Below are 24,770 nucleotides of genomic sequence, written 5' to 3'. Positions count from 1 at the left end.
TTAATTGAATGGTGTGTGAGATGGGACTGATCCTATTGTTGGCTGAGAAACAGAAAAAATCATTGTCTCTGGTCATCTTGTTGAGTATTGCGAGTGCGTTCCTGAGTGTGGGAGTGATTGCGTTTATTCAACATAAATTACTAGAAAGCAGTGGGTCGCTTTCCGATACGTTAATTCAGTTTACTTTGCTGCTGAGTGGGTTGTTGGTGACAGCCACCGTTGCTCAAGTCGCACTTCATAAATTGGGTCATAAGTTCGTTTACAACAAACGTTGTGAGTTGGTTTCTCAGCTGTTGAACACGGATATTGAGCAAGTGGAAAAAGTAGGGAGCGCAGGTGTGCTAGCTTCACTGAACACTGACATTCGCAACATCACCATCGCTTTCGTACATTTACCTGAATTGATTTACGGCTTGGTGCTCACGATTGTCGCTCTTGGTTATCTGGCTTTTCTATCGATGCCTTTGTTTGGTGTTAGCGTGCTGATGTTGTCGTTAACGGGTGTCATTGGCTACACGCTAGTGACGAAAATTACGACACACGTCAAACAGGTTCGAGAATACGATGACAAGTTATATCACGATTACCAGTCCTTGATTGATGGCCGCAAAGAGCTGTCGTTGAACCCATTCAGAGCCAAACGCTATTTCGACGAAACCTTCTCAGTGAATGCTGAAGGGTATCGAAACGAAGTGACACAAGCCGACATCTTAAATGGTTTTGCTGCCAACATGGCGAACACCGTGGTATTGGCGTTGATCGGTTTGAACTTTTACCTAGCGACTGGCTTAGGTTGGGCGACCTTAGAAGTCGCGTCTACATTCGCGTTGGTCGTGTTGTTTATGAGAACACCATTGATGTCTGCAGTAGGGTCTATCCCTACATTGATCACTGCCAACATTTCGATGAAGAAGTTGTCGTCGTTAGAGTTGAGTACCGATCGAAGCCTGAATCCGAAACCGGCAAAAACCAAAGTATTCAATTCACTAGAACTCGTGGGTGCTAGCTATCGTTATCGCTCAGATTCTGATGGCGATGCATTCGGCGTAGGTCCAATTAATTTCAAAATAGAACGCGGCGAACACATCTTCATTATTGGTGGCAATGGCAGTGGTAAATCGACCTTTGCTCGTTTGCTTACCGGGCTCTACCGACCGCATTCTGGCCAAGTTTATGTCGATGGTAATGAGGTGACTCGAGCGCATTGGCAAGATTATCGCCATCAATTCTCGGTTGTGTTCAGTGATTTTCATCTATTCCATCAAATTGTCGATGGCGAAGGTCAAGACATCGATAGCAAAGATATTGACGAATGGATGGTCCGTCTTGAAATGGCACACAAGGTTGACCACCAGCAAGGTAAGTTAAGTGACGTTCGCTACTCACAAGGTCAACGAAAGCGACTGGCACTGATGATGTCAGTACTCGAAAAGCGCGGTTGTATTCTGCTTGATGAATGGGCCGCTGATCAGGATCCACGTTTTAGAAAACTGTTTTACCGTCAGTTATTACCACTGCTTAAACAACGTGGCGTGACTGTCATCGCGATTACTCATGATGACGCTTATTTTGATGCCGCTGACCGTATTTTTAAAATGGACACCGGCAATCTTATTGAGTTGAGTAAAGGGAATTTGGCTCAAGCACACCAAGCACTAGAGAGTGTTGTGGCTTGAGTATTTAAGAGCCGAGTTAGGTTCAGCAAACACAATAAATAAAGTTAGTTGAGGAAAACATGAGTATTGATAACCCAAATACAGAATTCACCGTTGTTATTAACGCGCAGGAACAATACAGCATTTGGCCGACGTACCACTTAGTACCAAATGGTTGGACTGAAGTAGGCGTAAAGGGCAATAAAGAACACTGCCTTGAACATATCCGCGAAGTTTGGACCGATATGCGTCCGAAAAGTCTGCGTGACGCGATAGATGCTCTAGAAAACTAAACCCATTTAACCTTTAGTCAGTACCTGTACTTTTCGCCTGTAGCGGGCGAATTGTGGATTTCTGCAACCAAATTTCATGTTTAGGTAATAAAATGTCAGTGGATGATGAACAAATTTTGGACTCCGTAAGCCCTTGGAGCCCGCTCTCATACTCTCAACAACGCTTGTGGTTATTTCAGCAATTACAACCGATGAGCCTGGCCTATAACTTAGGCGGCTTACTTTGGTTTGAAGGTAAAGATATTACCGTTGAAAAGCTTCAACATTCATTAAATGAAATGGTGTCGGCATTTCCTTCGTTACGCAGTCAGTTTGCTGAAGTTGAGGGAAAAGCGGTTCAACGAGTGATGCCTTTTAGTCCTGTTGAATATGATTATATCGACATGCAAGGTGACTCGAATACCGTCGAGTTTATCAATCAAGATGCTCGCCAACGTTGGCAGCAGACTTTCAACTTGGTGGAAAGTAACCTAGCACGCTGTTGTATTTATCAAGTCACTGAGCACCGCTTTGCTGTGTTGCTTGCGACTCATCACATTGTCACTGATGCTTGGTCATTTCAAATCACCATTAAGATGCTGGTGAATTCTGTAGCAGGCAAAACTTACCAAATGAAAGTGGTTCAAAGTTACCTCGATTATGCGGCTGAGCAGGCCAGTGCAGAAAAGTCCGCTTTTTATGAGCAGCAAAAATCTTCATGGTTACAGAACCACTTTATCGGTGAAGAGTCGCTGTCGTTATCGAATCTTAATGATCAACCTCAGGATACCTATGGTGCGAGACATGAGCTTGTTCATTTATCGAACGATATCAACGACTCGATCAAGCAGTTAGGGAGTGAGCTAGGCGCGACCAAGTTTGAGGTTTTAGCGTCTGCAATGATGCTAACGCTACGCCAGTATTCTTCGAATGTTCATCCTTCTATTTGTGTACCTGCGCTAAACCGTAATGCTCAGAATCGCAGAACGGTTGGCTTTTATGTGAATAGCGCTGTGATGGGCTATCGCATTGACGCAGAAATGACGCTGTCTCAGTTAGTCAACAACACTCATGCTTCAATGAAAGCGTCGCTAGCCTACGAAAGCACACCACTAGAAGCATTAGCGGGTGATTTACCGCTACCTACAACCGCTTTAAATTTCAGAAATCACGGTGATAAATTATCGATTAACACAAACGGAGTGTCTGCAGAATTTGAAGAATTTCCAGTACTAGAAACACCGTTTGAATTGGTGTTGGATGTCATCAATAAAGGCGATGCTCCGCTGCGGTTTGTCTATGCGAAAGAAAAATTTACCCGACCGTTTATTACCAAATTTATTGAAAGCTTTAAGATTAATTTGGCGACCATTGTTCAATCGCCTAACGCTGCTGTTGCCTCAGTTAATGCTCTATCAAGTAAAGACATGAGATTGATTGATCAACATGGTTCAGGTGACTATTCATGGCAATACCGTCCATTCACTGACTTGGTGACTGAGCAAGCAGTTAAGTGCCCGAACAGCATCGCATTGAAACACCAAAATGAGTCAATGAGTTACTTAGAGCTGGAGACTCGTTCTAACCAATTAGCGCATTCTATTTTATCTCAAGGTACAGCGGCCAAATCACCAATCGGTGTGATGATGGAGCGCGGTGTAGATATGATTGTCTCTATGATCGCAGTTTTGAAAGCGGGTTCGCCGTTCTTACCATTAGACCCTGACTATCCAACGGAACGATTAAGCTTCATGTTGGAAGACAGCGGGGCAGAACTACTTCTCACTCACTCTAAATCGGATGATAGATACAGAGACGTCTTGATTGGGAGTGACGGTGTCACTCAATTCTGTGTTGAAAACGCAGAGCTTGCGAGCTTGCCTTCAGATAACTCTTTTAATCGCCCGTTGGCAGAAGAACTGGCCTATATCATCTATACCTCTGGTTCAACGGGAAAGCCAAAAGGCGTCACCATATCGAATGAAGGTTTGAGCATGCACGTTCAGACCATTGGCCAACGCTATGGCATGAGCGAACAAGACGTCGAATTACATTTCGCCTCCATCAGCTTTGATGGTGCCGTTGAACGTTGGACTGTGCCATTAGCGTTTGGCTCAAAGCTAGTGATACGCGATCAAGAATTATGGACAGCCGAGCAAACTTGTAACGTACTTCAACAAGAAGGTGTGACTATTGCTTGTTTCCCTCCAAGCTATGTTGGCCCGTTACTCGATTGGATTGAAGCGGCACGTCCATCACTTGCTCTGCGTTCGATCACTTTAGGCGGCGAAGCCTTCACGCGTGAAACATTCGATCGTATTCAAGATGTATTAGCGCCACCACGAATCATCAATGGCTATGGCCCAACTGAAACGGTGATCACGCCGATGGTTTGGGAAGCGTATGCCGACGATACAATGAACAGCGCGTATGCGCCGATTGGAACGGCAGTAGGTGATCGGAAGTTGTATGTGCTCGACTCTGAGTTAAGCCAAGTGCCGTTCGGTTGCAGTGGAGAACTGTATATTGGTTCAGAAGTGGGCTTAGCTGAAGGGTACTTGAAACAACCTAATTTAACCGCGGAACGCTTTTTACCCGATCCATTTTCAAATAACGGCGAGAGAATGTATCGAACGGGCGACCTGGTTCAGTGGCGTGATGATGGCGTCATGGAATATTTAGGTCGTGTTGACCAACAAGTGAAGATCCGTGGTTTCCGTGTTGAGCTCGGAGAGATTGAATCCCAACTTCAAGCACTCTCTGGTGCGGAGTTTTGTGCTGTTGTTGATCACGAATCGCCAACGGGTAAAAAGCTTGTAGGCTATGTTCAGCTAAGCAAAGTTCAACAAAGTAAAGCCCCGTCAAACACTTCCCAATTGCAAAGCGAGAATGACAACGAAGAAGCACAATGGCTTGAGCTGCTAGGCCAAACGTTGCCTGATTATATGGTACCTGCTTGTATTATTGTTCAAGACAAGCTGCCGCTGACTCCGGCTGGTAAGGTCGATAGAAAGGAGCTGTTTGCTCCTGATTGGACAGAGGTACGCAGTGATCAAGGTGCACTTGAGAACAACCGACAAGTAATGCTTGCTGAAATATGGTGTGAATTACTTAAAGTTAAGAGTGTTGGTGCGAACAGCCAGTTCTTCGCGTTAGGTGGAGACTCGATCATGGCACTCCAGTTGGTCGGAAAACTTCGCCAGTTGGGCTTCATGCTATCGCCTAAACAAGTCTTCGATTTTCCGAAGTTACGAGATATGGCAGGGAGTCTTGAAGAAGCCAAACTTGTTGTTGCAGAACAAGGTAAGCGACAAGGATCAGTGGCGCTGTTGCCGATTCAACAAAGGTACATCGAACATTTTGAGTTGAATCGCTGTAATCAATATATCCAGTTTAAATGGGACTATCCGGTTGATGTTGAACGATTAACTCGCGCCGTCCATCACCTGGTTGAACACCACGACGCGTTGAGATTACGCTTTTCTCACGCTGTTTCGTCTAGCTCTCCCATAGAAATAACTGCAAATTACCAAGACGATGTCGAGTTTGCGATTCACTCGTTTGATGGCGAGATAAACATAAACCAAGTTCAAACGAGCATAGACTTAATCAACGGTGTGATAGGTGCGGTTGGCATACGCAGTATGGACGCCTTAGATGAAGCGACCGAGCATAGTGAAGTGCTAATCGCTATTCATCACTTAGTGGTCGATGCGCTTTCATGGCCAGTTATTATCGAAGATCTCGTTAAACTATACGTTTCAGAGCCTACATCAGAGTTTTCATATGAGCCGAGAGAGGTTTCTGGTCCGCACCTACTTACGCAAAAGACGCATCATCAAGGAAATTGGGCAAATGCTTTAAATACACTGTCGATATCTGATGAACAACAAGCCTATTGGGTAGAACAAACCAAAGAACCACTTTATTCCACGTTACGTGGTAAACCTATTTCGACACAGTGGTATACGCCGCTATCAAAAATAGAAGCTCTGGTAAAAGCAGGCTTTGGCTTTGCACGTCTTACACAAGAACAAATCGTGTACTTAATCAGTGCCTTAACCGTAAGTACGTTAAACCAAGGTAAAGCGTTAACTATTCATCGTGAATCACATGGACGTTTTACTGAAGCTACTGGGCTTGATCTTAGTCGTACGGTTGGTTGGTACACCTCATTGTATCCGCAAGCCATTCCTGTTCTTGAGTCGTTGGAAGAGTGGGTTAAATCTTTAAAAGACAGCTTTGAAACTGATCACCTTGGTGGAGTGACGTTCCATGCTGGAGTAACACAAAGCCTATGGTCTCATGTTGGTGATATGGACGTGTTGTTCAACTATCTTGGCAATGCGGCTCAACAGATGAATGACGCAGTAGAGGTGACAAACACAGGTCTTTGGAGAGATGAGTCTAACACCGCAGATGCAGCCATTGTTATCAATGCATCTGTGGCTAAAGAAGTGTTATTGTGGGATATCGAATTAGACAGTGCGTGTTTCTCTGAATCTGAAGTTGAAGTGTTACACGCGGCATTAAGTGATAGCCTTGAGCAATTGCACGAGGTCTTCAATGATGCAGATCCAGTATTAACTCGCGCTGATGCTCCATTGATTGAGTTAAACCAAATACAGCTAAATGAATTGTGTAAGGGGGCTATTTCACCATTATCTCTACCTGTCACGATTCTGCCTCTGTCTACGCTGCAGCAAGGCCTGTATTTCCACGCGAAGCTCTCTGATAGTGACAGCACTTACGTCAATCAAATCACATTGCCTTTGAACAATGTCAATGTGCCAAGGATGGTTAACGCGTGGCAAGGTGTGATGCAAAGGCATCAAATGCTTCGCTCGACACTGTTTTCGTTCGATGGTAACGCATACCTTGCTGAGTGGGCTGAACTCAGTCTGGATTATCAGTTCTTGGATGTACGCCAACGTCGTCAGTTTGATCTTGAGGAATACAAACAACAAAGGGTCGAACGTGGCTTTCAATTAGAGCAAGTTGTTGAGCGTTCAAAGGTAGCACCTTTGTGGAGTGTTGATTTCATTCAAACTCACGACCATCAAGTTCAGTGTGTTTTCACGATTCACCATATATTAATGGACGGTTGGAGCACGGGTGTTTTACTCAGTGATTTATTTGCCTTGTATCATGGCCGTTCAATTGCGCCAGTAAAAGCGGAGTTCTCGGATTACCTGGCCTGGACGCAACGCCAAGACAAAAATCAGTCTAATGAATATTGGCAGCGTTACCTCCAAGACATGGAATCGCCAACAAGATTGGCAGAATCCTTTGGCAATTCTGACACCTCTGAATCGAATTTCCAGCGATACAATGACGACTTCTCACAAGAAACCATCAGTCAATGGCTACCTAAACTAAACCAAATTGGTGTGACGCTTAATACGTTAACGCAAGCGGCGTGGTTACTAACATTAAACCGATTTACAGGACAAGAAATACCTGTGTTTGGTAATACAGTAGCAGGACGCCCAACGGAGCTTGCCGATAGTGATTCTATGGTCGGTCTGTTTATTAATACGTTGCCGATCGCACACCACATAGATCTTTCCAAACCTGTTTCTGAATGGCTGCTTGAAATCCAAACCTCATCAAGTGAACAGCGTGAATTCAGTTATTCATCGCTGTCTGATATCCAAGCACAAACAGGATGGTCGGGCGAGAACCTGTTCGACACCTTAGTTGTATTCGAAAACTACCCGCTTGATGAAGCGCTACTGAACGACAAGAATAGCAACAGCAGTGCATTCAGTATTGGTGAGCCGGAAAGCTATGAATTTACTCACTACCCGTTAACCTTGGCAATCTTGCCGAGTGACTCACTTCGCATCGTGTTCGCCTACGATGAAAGTAAGTTTACAGCTCAACAAATCGAAGCACTTCGCGCGACCAATCGACATTATTTAAATCAGTTAGTCGATCACTTGACTGAAGATCTAGGCAACTTGTCTGCCTTAGCGGATGATCAGTTGAGTGAGCTTAACGCCTTTGAACGTCAACCAGAGCCTTGGACGTTCTCACCGTTCACTGATTTAGTCGCGCAACAGATGTTATTGCGTCCTGATAGTGAAGCATTGGTATCGAATGTCGAAGTGGAGGATGGTCAACATCGGGAATCATTAACGTACCGAGAGGTGGTTGAGCAAAGTGACGCGATCGCACACCGGTTGATTATGGAAGGCGTTCAACGAGACGATATTGTGGGTGTGTTGTTTGAGCGCGACTGCAATATGTTGGTTGCAATGATGGGCGTAATGAAAGCCGGCGCTGCATTTTTGCCTCTAGATCCTGCATATCCTCAAGAACGCTTAGACTTCATGGTTCAAGACAGTGGCGCGAGTGTATTGATTCATGATGCGTTGAGTGAGTCATTGGTGAATCAGATTGGGAACCAAGCGAAAACCATTAGCTACGCCGCGTTTGATCTAACTAAAAACCTTAATGACAAGCCCGTTATCTTGCCGGACCAACTGGCTTACATGATCTACACCTCAGGTTCGACAGGTAAGCCGAAAGGGGTTTGTGTTTCTCAGCTTGGTTTGAGCATGCATGTTCAAACCATAGGTCAACGCTATGGCATGACTTCTGACGATGTGGAACTGCATTTTGCATCGATCAGCTTTGATGGTGCGATTGAACGTTGGACTGTGCCATTGGCGTTCGGCTCACGTTTAGTGATTCGAGACCAATCGTTATGGAGTGCACAACAAACTTGTGACGTTTTGGCTCGTGAACAGGTAACGATTGCGTGTTTCCCACCAAGTTATGTTCTTCCTTTACTTGAATGGATAGAGGGCAGTACCCCAACTCTTTCCGTTCGTTCATGGACGCTAGGTGGCGAAGCCTTTACTCGTGATACTTACTTTAAACTGCAACAGGTCTTGAAACCTAAGCGAATCATTAATGGTTACGGGCCAACTGAAACCGTTGTCACACCAATGATTTGGGAGGCGTATTCTGATACTGAGCTAGAAAGTGCTTATGCACCTATCGGAAAGGCTGTCGGAAACCGAACCTTATATGTGTTGGATTCTGCACTTCACCGTGTGCCGGCAGGCGTTGCGGGTGAGCTGTATATCGGTGAGGAAGTTGGATTAGCGAGAGGTTACTTCGAACGACCAGATTTAACATCAGAACGCTTCATTCCAGATCCATTCTCAAATAACGGCGAACGAATGTACCGTACCGGAGACTTGGTTAAATGGCGTTTAGACGGCGTGATTGAGTATCTCGGTCGTAGCGACGAGCAAGTTAAGATTCGTGGGTTCAGGGTTGAGTTGGGCGAAATTGAATCTCGCCTGCAAAAGAGCGCTGGCTCAGAGCAATGTGCGGTAGTCGCATATGACAGCCCGACAGGCAAACAGCTTGTGGCTTATATTCAGAGCGATAATACGCTTTCTATCGAAGATATCTTACAAGATCTTAGTAAAGATCTTCCTGATTACATGGTGCCTAGCCAAGTTGTGCAAATGGACAAAATTCCATTAACGCCAGCCAGTAAAGTGGATAAGAAACGTTTACCAGTACCTAATTGGCAGGCTGTGGCTATTCAAGACTACATTCCACCGATTGGCGAAATGGAGCAAGTTTTAGCTCAACAGTGGCGAGTGCTATTTGACAAAGAACTTATAGGACGGGATGACGATTTCTTTGCTTTGGGTGGTCAGTCGTTATTGGCAACGCAGCTTGTCGGCAGGCTCAAACAACAAGACGACATCAGATTATCGTTACAAGCGGTGTTTGATACATCAGTGCTCAAAGAGCTTGCGACTCACTGTATAAAAGATGAAGCAGAGTTAGTGACGTTAGCTCAAACGCCGCGCCTACCATACATGCCAACTTCCGCTGTACAGAAGCGTTTATGGTTCGTACAACAACTGTTGCCGACCAGTGCTGCTTACCACATGCCTTTAGGGCTTAAGTTCACGGGCAATGTGAACGTTGCCGCCCTTGAGCGTGCAATCAATGTATTGGTTGAACGCCATGAGATCTTGAGAACTAACTTTAGTCAAGTTGAAGGCGAACTGATGCAGTCTATTCATGCTGATCGTGAAATCTGCCTTGGGATGCACGAAAGCTTAGCGTCCGATGAACAAAGACTCTTAGCATATAAAGAACTGATCGCTAAACCGTTTGATTTCTCTGAAGGTCCGTTGATTCGCTTTGATTGGATAGTAGGAACCACCGAGCGGCCCGCTGGTGTTAAACAGGCTGACCTATTGATCGTAGCGCACCATATTGTCTCTGATGGGATATCGATGCAGTTGCTGCTGAAAGAGTTAGCTCACTGTTATCAATCGATGATTTCTGAATATGCGGAAAATGGAAGAGTCTCAGCTTCTGAGCCTGCTGCTATTCATGACCTTCAATATGTAGATTATGCGAACTGGCAGAAGCATTGGCTTGAGTCCAAGGAAGCGAGTGATCAAAAAGCATGGTGGTTGGACGCGTTGAAATACGACATCGACCCACTGGTATTGCACAGTGATACGCCAAGAGAACAGACCAAAACACAAGGTAACCGGCTGCACTTTGAACTTTCGACCGAACAGATATCGAGTATCACTAAGTTGGCGACATCGCACAAGACAACGCCGTTTAATGTGATGCTGACATTGTGGCATTTGTTGATGCACAAATACTCCGGTCAAGAACAAGTGCGAGTTGGTGTTCCAGTAGCAGGGCGAACGCAGCCAGAAACACAGTCGATGCAAGGGTGCTTCATCAATAGCTTGGTGATTCCGGCTCATTTTAACGGCGAGCAATCATTCTCAGATTTATTGCATCAGGTGAAGTCTTTCACTGAGCAGGCTCTGGGTCGACAAGATTTCCCATTTGAAATGTTGGTTGAATCACTCGGGATTACCGGGAATTTACAATATCATCCCGTTTTCCAAACCAGTTTTAACTTCCAGCGCTTTGACGAGGCAGAGCTCTTTGATTGGCAAGGGCTGGGTGTCGAGCCATTTGATCCGGGCGTTGTGAATGCTCAGCTCGAAATCGGTATGGACATCCAACAGATGTCTGAGAGTAAGTGGCTTGGTTTCGTAAGCTATGTGTCACCGATTTTCACACAAGATTTCGCACAAGCGTTACTTGGTCATTGGTTATTACTTTTAGATAGGGTAGCTACAAATAGTGATGGGTTAGTTAGCCAGCTTCATTTGATAGACGAGACTGCAGAGCAACAAAACCGAGCATTCAATGACACGTCCCTTGATTGGGGTGGTTTCGTGACGCCGTCACAAGCGATTCAGCAGCAAGCGAAGGAAACGCCGGACGCGATAGCGCTATCGATGCAAGGTCAAACTCTCACGTATAAAGAGTTTGATAAGCGCGTTAATCAACTAGCAAACTGGCTACGAGATAAAGGCGTGAATTCTGAAACTCGTGTTGGTTTAGGGCTTGAGCGTTCGTTTGACTTAGTGATTGGCTTACATGCTATCGCTCGTGCTGGTGGTGCCTATGTGCCATTGGATCCTGGTTATCCTACAGATAGACTTCAGTACATTTTGGAGTCGGCGAATATTGCTTGTTTGCTGACGGACTCAAATTCAATGCATTTATGGCCTGAGAGTAACGGTTGTGAATATGTCGATTTAAACAAGTTAGATGTCTCTAAACAATCCTCGCAGCCACCTAAAGTGAACTGGCAACCAGAGCAGGCTCTGTATGTGATCTTTACTTCTGGTTCTACTGGTTTACCGAAAGGTGTGGTGAATACTCAAGCCGCATTGCAGAATCGCTTGAATTGGATGCAACAAGAATACGTGCTTAATCAGTCCGATTGTGTGTTACAGAAAACACCTTTCAGCTTTGATGTCTCGGTGTGGGAGTTCTTCTGGCCATTGATGGCAGGGGCGCGTCTAGCGATTGCCCCGCCAGAGACTCATCGCCAACCAAATGTGCTATCGGAAGTCATACAACAAGAACAAGTGACGACGATTCACTTTGTTCCTTCGATGTTGAATGCTTTCTCAATCGAAACCAATATCTCTGACTGTACGTCGCTTAAGCGCATTATCTGTAGTGGAGAAGCACTTCCCGCCGACCTTGTTGAGCAAGTACTTAGTCATACGCCTGTCGAACTGCATAACCTTTATGGACCCACGGAAGCGGCGATTGATGTCACGTATTGGCCTTGTGAGTTGCCAGTTTCTAAACGTATCCCAATAGGTTATGCGATCTGCAACACGCAACTTTATGTCCTTGATGACAACTGGAACCCGGTACCCATTGGTGTGCCCGGTGAGCTGTATTTAACGGGCATTGGATTAGCGCGTGAATATTTAGCTCGACCGGATTTAACGGCTGATCGATTTATACCGAATCCATTTGGAGAAGCGGGAAGTCGAATGTATCGCACTGGTGATCAAGTAGTGCAACTGGCCGATGGTCGATTGGAGTATTTAGGTCGTTTGGATAACCAAGTGAAAATTCGTGGTTTAAGAATCGAGTTAGAAGAAATTGAGAATGTAATGAATCAACTCGAATGGGTTGAAGAATCCGCGGTTATCGCGTTTAAGCATCAAACTGGCGAACAATTGGTTGGTTATGTTGTGGATTCCAATTGGAGCGAAGATAAACAAGCTCTGGTTAAACAGCATTTATCGGAACATTTACCCGATTACATGGTGCCTCCGATATTGATTGGGCTTGATGAAATGCCGCTTTCTCCCAATGGCAAACGCGATAGGAAAGCGCTACCAGCACCTGAATGGCAGTCAATAGAGTACCGCGCGCCAGAGACGGAATTAGAAATTTGGTTCGCTACTCACTGGGCCGAGGTTTTAGCTATTCCCCAAGTTGGTTTAGACGACAATTTCTTTGCACTTGGTGGTCATTCGCTGCTAGCGACTCGCGTTGTAGCAAAGGCCCATCAAGAGCTTGGCTTGGACGTCGCACTTAAAGACTTTTTCGAAGCCAAAAGCCTACAAGCACTCACTGATAGCTTGCAATCACACTATCAAACACAAAACCAACATGAACAAGACGAATTCGATGCCATGGCAGCATTGATGGACGAACTGGAGCTGCTATGAACCATCTAAAGACTACGTTTGACTCAAAAACTGTGAATCAAGCAAACGATAAGAACCAACCAAAAACGGCTTCTGATTCAAAAGCGAAAATAGACAAACAAGCTTTGGCAAAACGCTTTTTACAGCTGGGCAAACCGGAACAAATTAAATTTATTGAGTTGTTGAGTAGTAAAGGTTTAGATTTTGAAAAACTGCCAATTGTTTCGGTAGGTCGCGAACAGCAGGTTGGCTTATCCCCGGCGCAGCAACGTTTGTGGGACATCTATTGCTTAGACAAAGGGAACAGTGCTTACCATATGTCTGGCACGTTCTATGTCAAAGGCCATTTGGATATTGAACGGCTCAGCCGCATCGTAAACCAAGTATTGCAGCGTCATGATGTGTTGAGAACCCGCTTTATTACCAATGCTAATGAATCGGTTGTGCAGTTTGTCGATACAGCGGCGGTTATGTGTCCGCTGACGGTAGATGCTCAAAGTTGGAGCCAAGATCAAATCCAAGAATCCCAACGAGAGTTCATAGCCAAAGCGTTTGAACTTGAAATCGACCTGCCGATTCGAATGCAATGTCTCCAACTCAGTGAAAGTTCATGGAAATTGCAACTGGTCATGCATCATATTGTTTCTGATGGTTGGTCAATTGGCGTGTTCTTGAATGAACTTATTACGTTATATCAGCAAGGACATCTTCCAGAGTTACCGATTCAATATCGTGATTATTCTCATTGGCAAAGTGCGTTGCTAGAGGCAGGGAAAGGACAGCAACATATTGATTTTTGGAAGAATGAACTCGGAGAGGCTGACTCACACCAGTTATTCCCGTGGTACAGCGAGATAGCACCAAATCAAAGACGTATTGCTGAGTCAATAAGTTATGAATTGAGTGAGCCGCAGTCTCACAAGCTAAAGCAGATTGCCCGTCAATTGTCGGTGACCACTTCAAGCTTATGGTTAGGGGTATGGCAGGCTGCATTAGCGAAAGTAACGCATCGCACTGACATTTCAGTTGGTGTACCAATGGCGAATCGAACTCGTCACGAAGTTTCTAATCTGATTGGTTTCTTTGTCAACACCATGGTGATTCAGCAGTCGATTTCGCCAAGCTGTTCGTTGTCTCAGGCCATAGAAGGTGCTCATAACAAAGTTCTAGAAGCACAAGAGCATCAATTGTTGCCGTTTGATCAGTTGGTTCAGACTCTGGCCAATGAGCAAAGGAACATTCAACAAAAGAGCGTAGAACCAACGAATAGCGAGCCAAAGGGTTTTGATCGAAAAGCAGGGCAAACGCCGTTGTTTCAAGTGCTATTCAATCATCAACATGCCCCCGCTGACGATATTCAATTAGACAATCAACTGACCCTATCGGCAGAGCAACAAAATGGTGAATTTGCGTTATTCGATATTGCGTTAGACGTGCGTGAAAGTGAGCGAAAAACCCGTGTCGTGTTGACGTATTCTAAGGATCGTATCGATCAAGATAATATGGTCGAGTTGAACGCTGTACTAGAGCAATTGGTTAGCGAATTGGAAAGCAACATCGACCGAAGCCTTGCTCAAATCAGTCATCTTACAACCCATGATGCTTCTGTGTTGGAGAGGTTATCGCAACCTGAAGGTGATTGGACGTTCCATTCTATCATTGAGTTAATAGCTAAACAGGTCAAAGAACAGCCGGATGCCATCGCCTTAAAGCATCAAGATATTGAGTTGAGCTTCAAACAACTGGATTTGGCGTCATCTCTGTTAGCTTCCAAGCTTATTGCCTCTAATCTGGTCGATTCAAATAACGAAGATGAAGGCGTGTATCGTGATCAGGTTATCGGGGTCCTCTTTGAAAGAGGCGTTGAAATGATTGTGGCTATGGTTGCGGTGATGAAAGCGGGTGGGGCATTTCTGCCACTGGATCCTGATTACCCAACTGAACGTTTGACGTACATGATTCAGGATTCAAAAGCTAAGTTCGTGATTACTCAGCAAGGCTTAGAATCGCGTTGGCAAAACATTCAATCTGAGTTTGATGTTTCATCGTCTCAAGCAAGTTCTTTCGTTTTTGGTTCGCAGGACTTAAAGCATTCACTAAACGACTTAGATGAAAAAGCCGCCCGAGATCAAGAAGATAAACAAGTACAGCTTGAGACAACGATACTCCCTGAACAACTGGCCTACATCATTTATACATCAGGCTCTACCGGTAAGCCAAAAGGTGTGGCGATAAACCACGTTGGCTTGTCGATGCATGTTCAAACTATTGGTAAGCAATATGGTATGACGCCAGAAGACGTAGAGCTTCACTTTGCTTCGATTAGCTTTGATGGTGCTGTAGAGCGTTGGACAGTGCCGTTAGCGTTTGGTAGCAAGCTCGTCATCCGAGATCAAGAATTGTGGAGTGCAGAGAAAACCTGCGAAGTGCTGTGCGATGACAAGATCACCATTGCCTGCTTCCCGCCTAGTTACGTTGGCCCGTTACTTGATTGGATTGAATATCAAAAGCCACTTCTCAATGTTCGTTCTTGGACATTAGGTGGCGAAGCCTTTACCGCAGAAACCTATCAACGTTTGCAAAAGGTCGTGAACCCTCCGCGTATCATTAATGGTTACGGTCCAACAGAAACCGTCGTTACTCCCATGATTTGGCGCGCGTATCCGAAAGATAACCTAAACAGTGCTTATGCGCCGATCGGCCAACCTGTTGGTGAGCGTCGTTTGTATGTACTGGATGCGCAATTAAATAAAGTGGCGTTTGGTCATGTCGGGGAATTGTACATTGGCGGAGAGGTTGGCCTTGCTCGTGGTTATTTAGAGCAGCCAGATTTAACCTCTGAGCGCTTCATACCTGATCCGTTTATCATTCATAGCCATGATAATAGCCAACGAATAGGCGAACGAATGTATCGCACTGGAGATTTGGTTCGGTGGAATCATGATGGTGTGATGGAATACATAGGGCGGGTGGATCAGCAGGTTAAGATTAGAGGGTTTCGCGTTGAGTTGGGCGAAATCGAAAGTCGTTTACAAGCTATCTCTAAGGTTGAACATTGTGTTGTCGCGGTAAAAGAAGTCGGCCAACAGAAGCAATTGTTTGGTTACCTGCAGAGCGGCGATCCCGAACGTTTCCATCTTGATGACATCATCAAAGCGCTGTCTCAACAGTTACCCGATTACATGGTGCCTAACCAGTTGATGGTGATGGACAGATTGCCATTAACACCGGCGGGAAAGATCGACAGAACGTCACTACCTGATATCAATATGGAAACTCAGTTAGTTGTGGCGCTTGTGCCACCGAAAACTGAACAAGAGGTGTTACTAGTAAAACTATGGCAACAACTTTTAGGTATCGAGGACGTGAGTTGTACCGATAACTTCTTTGCACTGGGTGGCGATTCAATCCTTTGTTTGCAGATGGTGAGCAAAGTTCGCGTTGCAGGCTACAACTTAACGCCACAGCAAGTGTTTGATGCGAAGTCCCTAAGTGATTTGGCAGGCGTACTTGAGATCCATAAGGCGAAAAAAGAACGTGATCTAACTACCGAATCATTTGGTTTGATGCCAATACAAGCACACTTTTTAGCTCAACAGTTTCCCCAACCAGACCATTGGAACCAACACATTTGTGTCGAACTCAAGCAAGACATGAATACAAGCTACTTAGAGTCGGCTATTCAAGCGTTAGTAAAACAACACCCAAGCTTAAGATTGGCGTTTAATCAGCATCAGGGACGTTGGAATCAGCAGTTCCAAGATTTCCAAGTGCGCGATTACTTATGGGTAAGCAAGGTTGATTCAGAACCGGCATTTTCTGCATTTGCTCAAGAGATTCATCAAAGTATGGATATTGGAATGGGTAGGTTGATCCAAGCTGGATACGCTGAATTTGAAAATGCCCCCAATCGATTGATGATCGCGATACACCATTTGGCGGTGGACGGAGTTTCTTGGCGAATCTTGTTGGATGACTTATGGAAAGCATATCAACAGCAAGTCGCAGGTCAAACCATTGAGCTAATGCCAAATTCAAGCGCAATGGATGAAGCGGTTCATAGTTTAGAGGAGTGGTCGTCAACCGAACAAGGGAAGTTGATGCAAGAGGCTTGGCATGAATTGAACGTGACATCGAACGATTCAGCTCAAGATAAGCCACCAGCGTTGCATCAAGATAAGCAAGTCTTCAAGGCTGAGTTATCGAATGAATTAACCCAAACATTACTGCGGATCTCAACATCTGCTTTGGCCGTTGATATTCAAAGTGTGCTAATTACGGCGTTAGTTTCAACATTGGCTAATAAAGATCAACCTGATGTTCACATTTATCTAGAAGGACATGGCCGAGAATCATCGGTGTTCTCGAATATCGATCTCTCTCGCATGGTCGGTTGGACAACGAGCTTGTATCCGATGGTAGGGCGCTTTCAGACAGATATTCTTAGCGTACTTAGCAGCACCAGTGAGTACCTAGAGAGTGTAAAAAAAGACGGTGGGATAGGTTATGGATTGAGATACCTGAGCCAAGATTGTATCGAACAATCTAAAGCGAGCGTAACGTTTAACTATTTAGGCCAGTATTCCAGTGACGACTTTGCACATTGGTGTTCGCCTATCGAAGAGGGGAGCCTGCCTCAGTCTGGATTAAACTCAATGCTGACCCCTTTGGTTGTGAATTCTCAAGTGGTAGCGGGGAAGTTGAGTTTGTCTTGGGAATTCGCGACAACGCATTATTCATTGGCTGAGATCGAACAGTTCACTTCTCGCTTCATTGATAGTTTGACTGCATTAGTGGCCGCCTCTCAAGTCAATGATAAGAGTGCAACGGGTCAGCTTGGTAGAAACCGAATGACTACACGATTACCAGATCAATGCATATCTGATACGCGATTAGTCGAGAAGCTAAATACGACCTCCGACGAGCATGAACCACTATTCTGCATTCACCCTGTGACAGGTCGTGTTACGGGGTATCAACGACTCGCTCAAGCTCTCGAAGGCGACCGCAGCGTATTCGGAATTAAGTCAAAGAGCTTTGTTTCAGATAATATTTTTGATTCATCTTTTGCTGACATGGCAGACGCTTATTATCAAACGATCAAGCAAATACAACCTTGTGGTCCGTACCGATTAGTCGGGTGGTCGTTAGGTGGAGCATTAGCACAAGAAATTGCGAGTCGTTTAGAGGCAAACGGAGACGAGATCGCGTTTATTGGTTTGCTTGATTGTTATGTACCAGGCACTGAAATTACTGAAGATCAGTGGGATTCGCCGACGTCAAAATCCAAACTCTTAGAGCATCTTTCTTTGTTGTTAGGACCAATTAGTGAACAGCAAGGCCAGCGTTGCTTACGGCTTTTAGACTCAGTCCCTCCACCAATGTGGCCTGAAGCGTTTAATACATGGCTAGCGGAAAATCAGTTCGATAGGTACATGGCAGATAACGCCAAACAAATGCTCTATAGCTGGTCTGTGGAACAACATATGCGTGCTTTATGTCATGAATACCAATTACCAAGCATAAAAACCCAGTTGCATTGTTGGTGGGCAGGGCTGCCAAGTGGGCGCTCAGAGCTGTTATCAAAAGGGTTGAATAAGCATAACAAGCTCCAATATTCCGTTGTTGTAGACACGGATCATTTAGGGGTAGTGCAGAACAATAAAGTAATCAAGGGCTTATACAGGCATTTGTATTGTGAATAATTTTATAAATATCTATTACTGAGATGTTTTATTTTGAAAATTACGTGGTACACTTCGTTAAATCATTAATCGCAATGATAACTATTATCGTTATTGTTTGTGCTTTTATTACAATTGGTTCATAGCCGTATTGAAGGAGAAATATATGAATCGGCACTTTATGCGCACCCCAACAGCACTTGCGGTCGCTTTAGTTATATCGTCAGGAATAGCTCACGCTAACGAAGATGAAACCGTTGTTGTTATTGGGCAGCAACTCGAAGATAGCTCAGTAGGTCCAGATTTTAGTTACGTAGGGTTAAGCAGCCGAACAGCAACAAAAACAGACGTTGCGATAGGTGACACGCCACGTGCAATCTCTATTGTTACTCGTGAACAGATGGACGACCGAGCGTCGATCAGTATTGCTGATGCATTACAATATACGCCTAGTATCCAAGCGAATTATTTTGGTGAAGACAACAAGCAAGATTGGTTTGTTATCCGTGGTTTTAAGCAGGCGAACAGCGGTTTGTATCAAGATGGTACACGTCTGTATTCATCAGGTTTCTACAGTTGGCAAATCGACCCGTTTGGTTTGGAACGTGTAGAAATCTTACGTGGTCCAGGCTCTGCGCTATACGGTCAATCTCCTCCAGGTGGCGTCATAAACGTTGTGAGCAAGCGTCCGCAGTTTGATGGTGGCTCGGGTCAATTTGCTATTGAATACGGTACTGATGATCGCAAGCAAATTAGCTTAGATGTTAACTCTGAAGTTAACGATAAAATGGCGTTTCGCCTGCAGGCACTTGGGCGTAAAAATGGCAGCCGTGTCGATGGTGTAGAAGCCGAACGCATTTTTATCGCTCCTTCTTTGGCTTATAAATTCACAGACGACACAAAAATCACACTGCTAACTAGCTACCAGAAAGATGATTCCGACCCGTACCTTCAGTTCCTACCAATGGAAGGAACGTTAACGTCAAACCCCAATGGTACTATCAGTGACAGTACAGCTTTAGGTAATACGGATTGGGAAACGTTCGAACGAGAGCAAATATCAGTGGGTTATGAGTTTGAACATCATTTTAATGATCGTACTTATTTCATGCAAAACGCACGCTACAGCCAAATGGACATCAACCTGCGTCAAATGTATTACTCGCAATATGTTGGCGATACGGCTTTAGCGCCTTACGACCCAACGCGTTCTTCTATCATCCGTCAAGCATCTACGGAAGAAGGAACATCGGACGCGTTCAACATCGATAACCGTTTGATTCACAGTTTTACGACGGGCTCAATTGAGCATACATTGTTGACTGGTATTGATTATCAGAGCATCGATATTGATAGTAAAGATTACGCTGCAGATCCAATCATTGGTGATGGAAATAGTCTTTTACCTGTGCCAGGTGTGGGAAATATTCCAAACCCAATCTTTAACGTGTTTGATCCGTCATACAGCACAAATGTGGCTTTGTTGAATCCAGCAACGTTTGCACCACTTGATGAATCAGACCGTCAAACCACTAAAACAAAAAACAATCAGCTAGGTCTGTATTTACAAGATCAAATGATGATTGCGGACAAGTGGGCAGTGCAAATTGGAGTTCGTTACGACGATTCCCAAAACAAGACACACAACACGACTACTGGCGCAAAAACTAAGGTCGACAACGAAGAGTGGACAACCAACTTCGGTGTGGCTTATTTGATGGATAATGGCTTTACACCTTACGCGAGCTACGCTCAGTCGTTTAATCCAATTATTCAACTTGACGCCAATGGCGACCCGGCGAAACCAGAACGTGGCGAACAATACGAACTGGGCTTGAAATACCAACCGCGTAGCTTTGACGGTTACTTCAACATTGCTGCGTTTGAAGTATCGAAAGAAAACTTAGCGCGTCAGGTTGCTGGTCAACTAACGCAAATTGGTGAGGTTCGTAACCGTGGTCTTGAGTTAGAAGCTGTCGCAAACGTGACTGAAGCATTAACCTTGATTGGTAACGTGTCATTCATCGATTCTGAAATAACAGAAGATTCGACAAGCAGTAATGTAGGTAACACGCCATCACAAATTGCTGACCAACTCGCTTCAGCTTGGGCAAATTACCGCTTCTTAAATGGCCCTTTAGATGGTCTAACAATTGGTGCGGGTGCTCGTTACGTTGGTGATTCATACGCCGATAATACAGAGACAAACAAAGTGTCTTCTTACACATTGTTTGACGCAACATTGAGTTATCGTATTGAAGACTACAAGTTCCAAGTTGCAGCGAAGAACTTGGCAGACAAAGAGTACGTTGCGACGTGTGATTACTACTGCTTCTATGGTGATCGCCGTAACGTGATTGCGAGCGTAACTTATGACTGGTAACCACCAGCCTTTGAACACTCTGCCCGATGGGCAGAGTGGTTCTTTAAATGAAAGCCAAGACAGTTACTGCATTGAAGTGAGTTCGGGTGTGGTTGAGGTTGTGCGTGAAACAAATCAGTTTTGGCGTTTAACTCAAATGACAGCGTTAAACGCGGAGCAACTTACTGCTTTTGCCCTCCTGTTCTCAGCTAACCCGGAGATTCGAACGATTGAACTAGGACAGTTTAAAAGTGAAGTGTTGGATTCTTTGTGCTTTGAAACTGCTGAAGGCTTAAAGGTGTTATGGCGTGAAGCCGTAATGCAAATTCCCGAGCTTTGGCTCAAAAATAGAAATCGCAGCCTTTACCTGCACAAGCAAGTCCTAGACGCTGCAGGGTATCACCCAGCTAGACCAAAGCCCTTATTGGGTGAGTTGTATCGTCGTTATATTCCTGGTCTTAACGCCGTTCTCACTCTAGAAGGCTTAGATGTCGACAAACACTTAACCTTCTTTAATAAGTGGCAAAACAGCCAACGTGTAGCGAATTTCTGGGAGCAAACTGGCTCACTGGAAGAACACAGAAAGTACTTAGAAGAGTCAGTTAAAAACAATAAGAATCAGCTCCTTATTGTGTGTTTAGACAATCAGCCTTTCGCCTACATCGAAGTGTACTGGACGAAAGAAGACCGAATCGCACCTTATTACGCAGCAGGGGATTATGACAGAGGCATACACATGCTTGTCGGCGAAGAGTCACATCGTGGTGCTCACAAAGTTGCGGCTTGGTTGCCTTCTGTTTGTCACTTCATCTATCTATCGGATCCCCGCACAGAGAAGATTGTCAGCGAGCCAAGAGCCGATAATGACAAGATGATTGGGTATCTACAAAAGTACGGCTTTGCCAAGGTTAAAGAATTTGAATTTCCGCATAAGCGTGCGGCTTTAATGTGTCAGTTGAAAGACGGCTTTTTCAGTAGCGAGTTCTAATGCTTAAATTTTAAGTGCTGGGAAAGGGAGTCGGAATAGGGTGCTTTGTACCCAAAGAAATTATTATGAGGTTATACATGACGAAACAAATTAAGGAATATGATGTTCTCGGAGTGGGCTTTGGTCCTGCTAATTTATCGATAGCCATTGCTTTGGAAGAGCAGGCTAAAGATAAAGGCTTAAGTTATTGCTTCTTGGAGCAAAAGTCTCATTTTGAATGGCACGGCGGCATGTTGCTTGATGGAACTAGAATGCAAATCTCTTGTTTGAAAGATCTAGTGACGTTACGAAATCCAACCAGTCCATATTCATTCGTAAACTATTTGCACACCAAAGACAGGCTAAACGCTTTCATCAACCTAGGTAGCATGAACCCTTCTCGTGTTGAGTTTAACGACTACCTGACTTGGGTTGCTAATCAGTTTTCAGAACGCGTAAATTACGGCCAGCGAGTCATTGATATCGAAGCCATTGATGACAATGGTCATAGCTCCAAAGTAAAAGTTACCTCTACCGATATACATGGTAATCAGACGGTTCGAATCGCTAAGAACCTTATTGTTGGTATGGGAGGGATGCCGAAGCTTCCAAAACTGTTTGAAGGCCATGATAACGAACAAATCATCCACTCCTCGAAGTACAAAGCGTGGCGTGAAACCTTTAAGCCAAACTCAGAGCCAAAAATCGCGATCGTGGGTGCTGGGCAGAGTGCCGCTGAAATATTCGTTGACCTCACAAACCGTTATGCGGATGGTGAAGTTCACATGGTTAACCGCCGGTTTGCATTGCACCCAGCTGATGACAGCCCGTTTGTAAACGAGGTGTTTGACCCTGAGTTTACCGACCATATGTACGAAAGCACACAAGAGCAACGTGATCACATTCTTTCTCGCTTTAGCGCGACCAACTATTCAGTTGTGGATACAGAGGAGCTCAACGCGATTTATGAGCTGCTTTACTTGCAGAAAGTAACGGGTGAAGGTAACCATCAACATCTACGTTGTCATGACATCCAAGAAGTGGCAATGAAAGACGATAAAGTAGCGTTGCGACTGAATGACACAATCAACAAGACGCAAGCATGGAATGAATACGATGCGATCATTCTTGCTACCGGTTATCGATACGATGAGTTTAATCAGATGCTTAGTTCCATCGAGCCGTTGATTGATAGCAAGTCGGTAGGGCGTTCATATCAGTTAGACATGAAGTCAAACTGCGAGGTTAAGATTTTCCTACAGGGTTGCTGTGAATCTTCACATGGTCTCAGTGATACTCTGCTTTCGGTGCTAGCGGTGCGCTCACAAGAGATAGTAGAAGCATTGCTTGAAAGCTCTGAACAAACCTTAGAAAAAGCGTAGCTTTTATTAAACTACAACCAAACTTCGTTAATGGTTAATGGTTAATGGTTAATGGTTAATGGCCAGCGAATAGTCCAATCTACGAAACGCCAATCTGATATTGGCGTTTTTTTATTCGGCTTCCTTTAGATTTAAATCTGTTTTTGTAGAGAGGCTTTTTCTATGGTATCTGTCTTTTGTCTCTCTGATGAAGGTTGTTTATTATCGTATAGATTTATTGAAGCGACTGTTTGCTAAAAAAAAGACGTATACCCACCCCCTGTTAAACCTTCTGTTCAACAGTGTTAGATTTTAGTTCTAATTGATGTTTATATCGCTGCCAAATCAAACAACTAGATGCTGATTAAAACGATCAATACGATTTATTGCAGCAGTTGTTGAGCACAAAGCCTATATTGACTAGAATGACGCACTTTTTCTATTTATGTACATACAGGTAATGAACATGAGCGATACTAATTCAAAACCAGCTTTACCAGATCATCTTGCAGGCAACCCACGCAGCCCACACCACGTGGCTGAGTGTTTCGAATACCCAATCGGCATTCGTCTAAATGGTAAAGAGCGTACTGATGTTGAAGAATACTGCATCAGCGAAGGTTGGGTTAAGATCCCTTCACCTAAAGCGCTAGATCGTCGTGGTCAGCCAATGCTTATTACTCTAAAAGGCTCTGTAGAAGCTTTTTACATCGAAGAATAATTACTTTGTGTGACTAACTGCTATTTCGGGTAATTAGCTAATGTTGTGTTTAATTAGCCAACATAAAGTCACCAAACGTTATTACTTTAAAGGGTCTAGAGAAATCTAGGTCCTTTTTGTTTTCCTATGTTTGTCACTACACCAACACCATCGTTTACCACGCGATACCCGCACCAATTGAAAACTCTAGGTCTTCGCCTTCAGCTTTATCGAAACCTGCTGTCACAACAAAACCACTGTCCATAATGTAGGTTGCATCTATGCCACCGACTTGCTTGGTTGAGCTATCAGAGAACTCTCGGCTATCTAAAGTTACGTCTGTATGTGTTCGCTTAATCCCGTAACCGGGGGTGATGTACAAGTTCTCGGTGATTCCAATAGGAGCGTGAAACTGATATTCGTTGTCACGTTGTTTGTATTCATAAGACGAGGTGTCCTCGTTGTAAGCAGAGCGTGTAAATTCAAAGCCATACCCCAGAGAACCAACACCACGGTATTTGATGTAAGAAGCTGACCAATCGCGCCAACCTCGTTCAGCCGATAGCCCAAACGTAATCGCTGTTTCATCTTGGTTTTGCTCGTAAGCGTGAGCACTAGTAAAAGATAACAACAAGATAGCGGCTAGAGTCAGTAGAGGAAGGCTTTTGATGGTCATTTGATCACTCGCTTATGTTTACAGAATATTGGCGATCTCGGTGTAAACCTAGAC

The 24,770-nt window shown here is 44.6% G+C and carries 9 protein-coding genes; 8 read left to right on the top strand and 1 reads right to left on the bottom strand.

The window, feature by feature from the left end; translation table 11 throughout:
- Positions 1–20 precede the first annotated feature (20 nt).
- From AACW75_RS04225 to AACW75_RS04190, 8 genes are all read left to right on the top strand, one after another.
- Positions 21–1,676, top strand: a complete 1,656-nt coding sequence (locus AACW75_RS04225; RefSeq protein ID WP_145568328.1) for a multidrug ABC transporter permease/ATP-binding protein — start codon at positions 21–23, stop codon at positions 1,674–1,676.
- A 59-nt stretch (positions 1,677–1,735) separates the two neighbouring features.
- Positions 1,736–1,948 carry an MbtH family protein gene (locus tag AACW75_RS04220; protein WP_017074988.1) on the top strand — a complete coding sequence of 71 codons (213 nt, stop codon included), beginning with the start codon at positions 1,736–1,738 and terminating at the stop codon, positions 1,946–1,948.
- Between the two features lie 92 nt (positions 1,949–2,040).
- Complete coding sequence (locus tag AACW75_RS04215) at positions 2,041–12,987, top strand: non-ribosomal peptide synthetase (RefSeq protein ID WP_145568329.1); 10,947 nt, start codon at positions 2,041–2,043, stop codon at positions 12,985–12,987.
- 32 nt (positions 12,988–13,019) lie between these two features.
- Entirely contained in the window at positions 13,020–18,671 is a 5,652-nt protein-coding gene (locus AACW75_RS04210) for an amino acid adenylation domain-containing protein (protein WP_445329512.1), read from the top strand.
- A 160-nt stretch (positions 18,672–18,831) separates the two neighbouring features.
- Positions 18,832–21,033: a TonB-dependent siderophore receptor gene (locus AACW75_RS04205; RefSeq protein WP_237297611.1), complete on the top strand. Its 2,202-nt coding sequence runs from the start codon at positions 18,832–18,834 to the stop codon at positions 21,031–21,033.
- The gene (locus tag AACW75_RS04200) at positions 21,023–22,000 is read left to right on the top strand and encodes a GNAT family N-acetyltransferase (protein WP_017074984.1); all 978 of its coding nucleotides are present in this window, start codon (positions 21,023–21,025) and stop codon (positions 21,998–22,000) included. The genes AACW75_RS04205 and AACW75_RS04200 overlap by 11 nt, the downstream gene beginning before the upstream one ends.
- Before the next feature lie 77 nt (positions 22,001–22,077).
- Positions 22,078–23,361, top strand: a complete 1,284-nt coding sequence (locus AACW75_RS04195) for a lysine N(6)-hydroxylase/L-ornithine N(5)-oxygenase family protein (RefSeq protein ID WP_145568331.1) — start codon at positions 22,078–22,080, stop codon at positions 23,359–23,361.
- Between the two features lie 445 nt (positions 23,362–23,806).
- Positions 23,807–24,061 (top strand): DUF3297 family protein, encoded by a 255-nt coding sequence (locus AACW75_RS04190; protein WP_004733911.1) that lies wholly within the window; start codon positions 23,807–23,809, stop codon positions 24,059–24,061.
- 154 nt (positions 24,062–24,215) lie between these two features.
- Here the strand turns inward: AACW75_RS04190 and AACW75_RS04185 are convergent, their stop codons facing one another.
- Positions 24,216–24,716, bottom strand: a complete 501-nt coding sequence (locus AACW75_RS04185; RefSeq protein ID WP_145568332.1) for a hypothetical protein — start codon at positions 24,714–24,716, stop codon at positions 24,216–24,218.
- Positions 24,717–24,770: the final 54 nt, after the last annotated feature.

This window comes from Vibrio sp. L3-7, from assembly GCF_963898195.1.
Taxonomy (GTDB): domain Bacteria; phylum Pseudomonadota; class Gammaproteobacteria; order Enterobacterales; family Vibrionaceae; genus Vibrio; species Vibrio echinoideorum.
The sequence above is the reverse complement of the archived record's forward strand: the minus strand, read 5'-3'. Positions and strand labels throughout refer to the sequence as shown.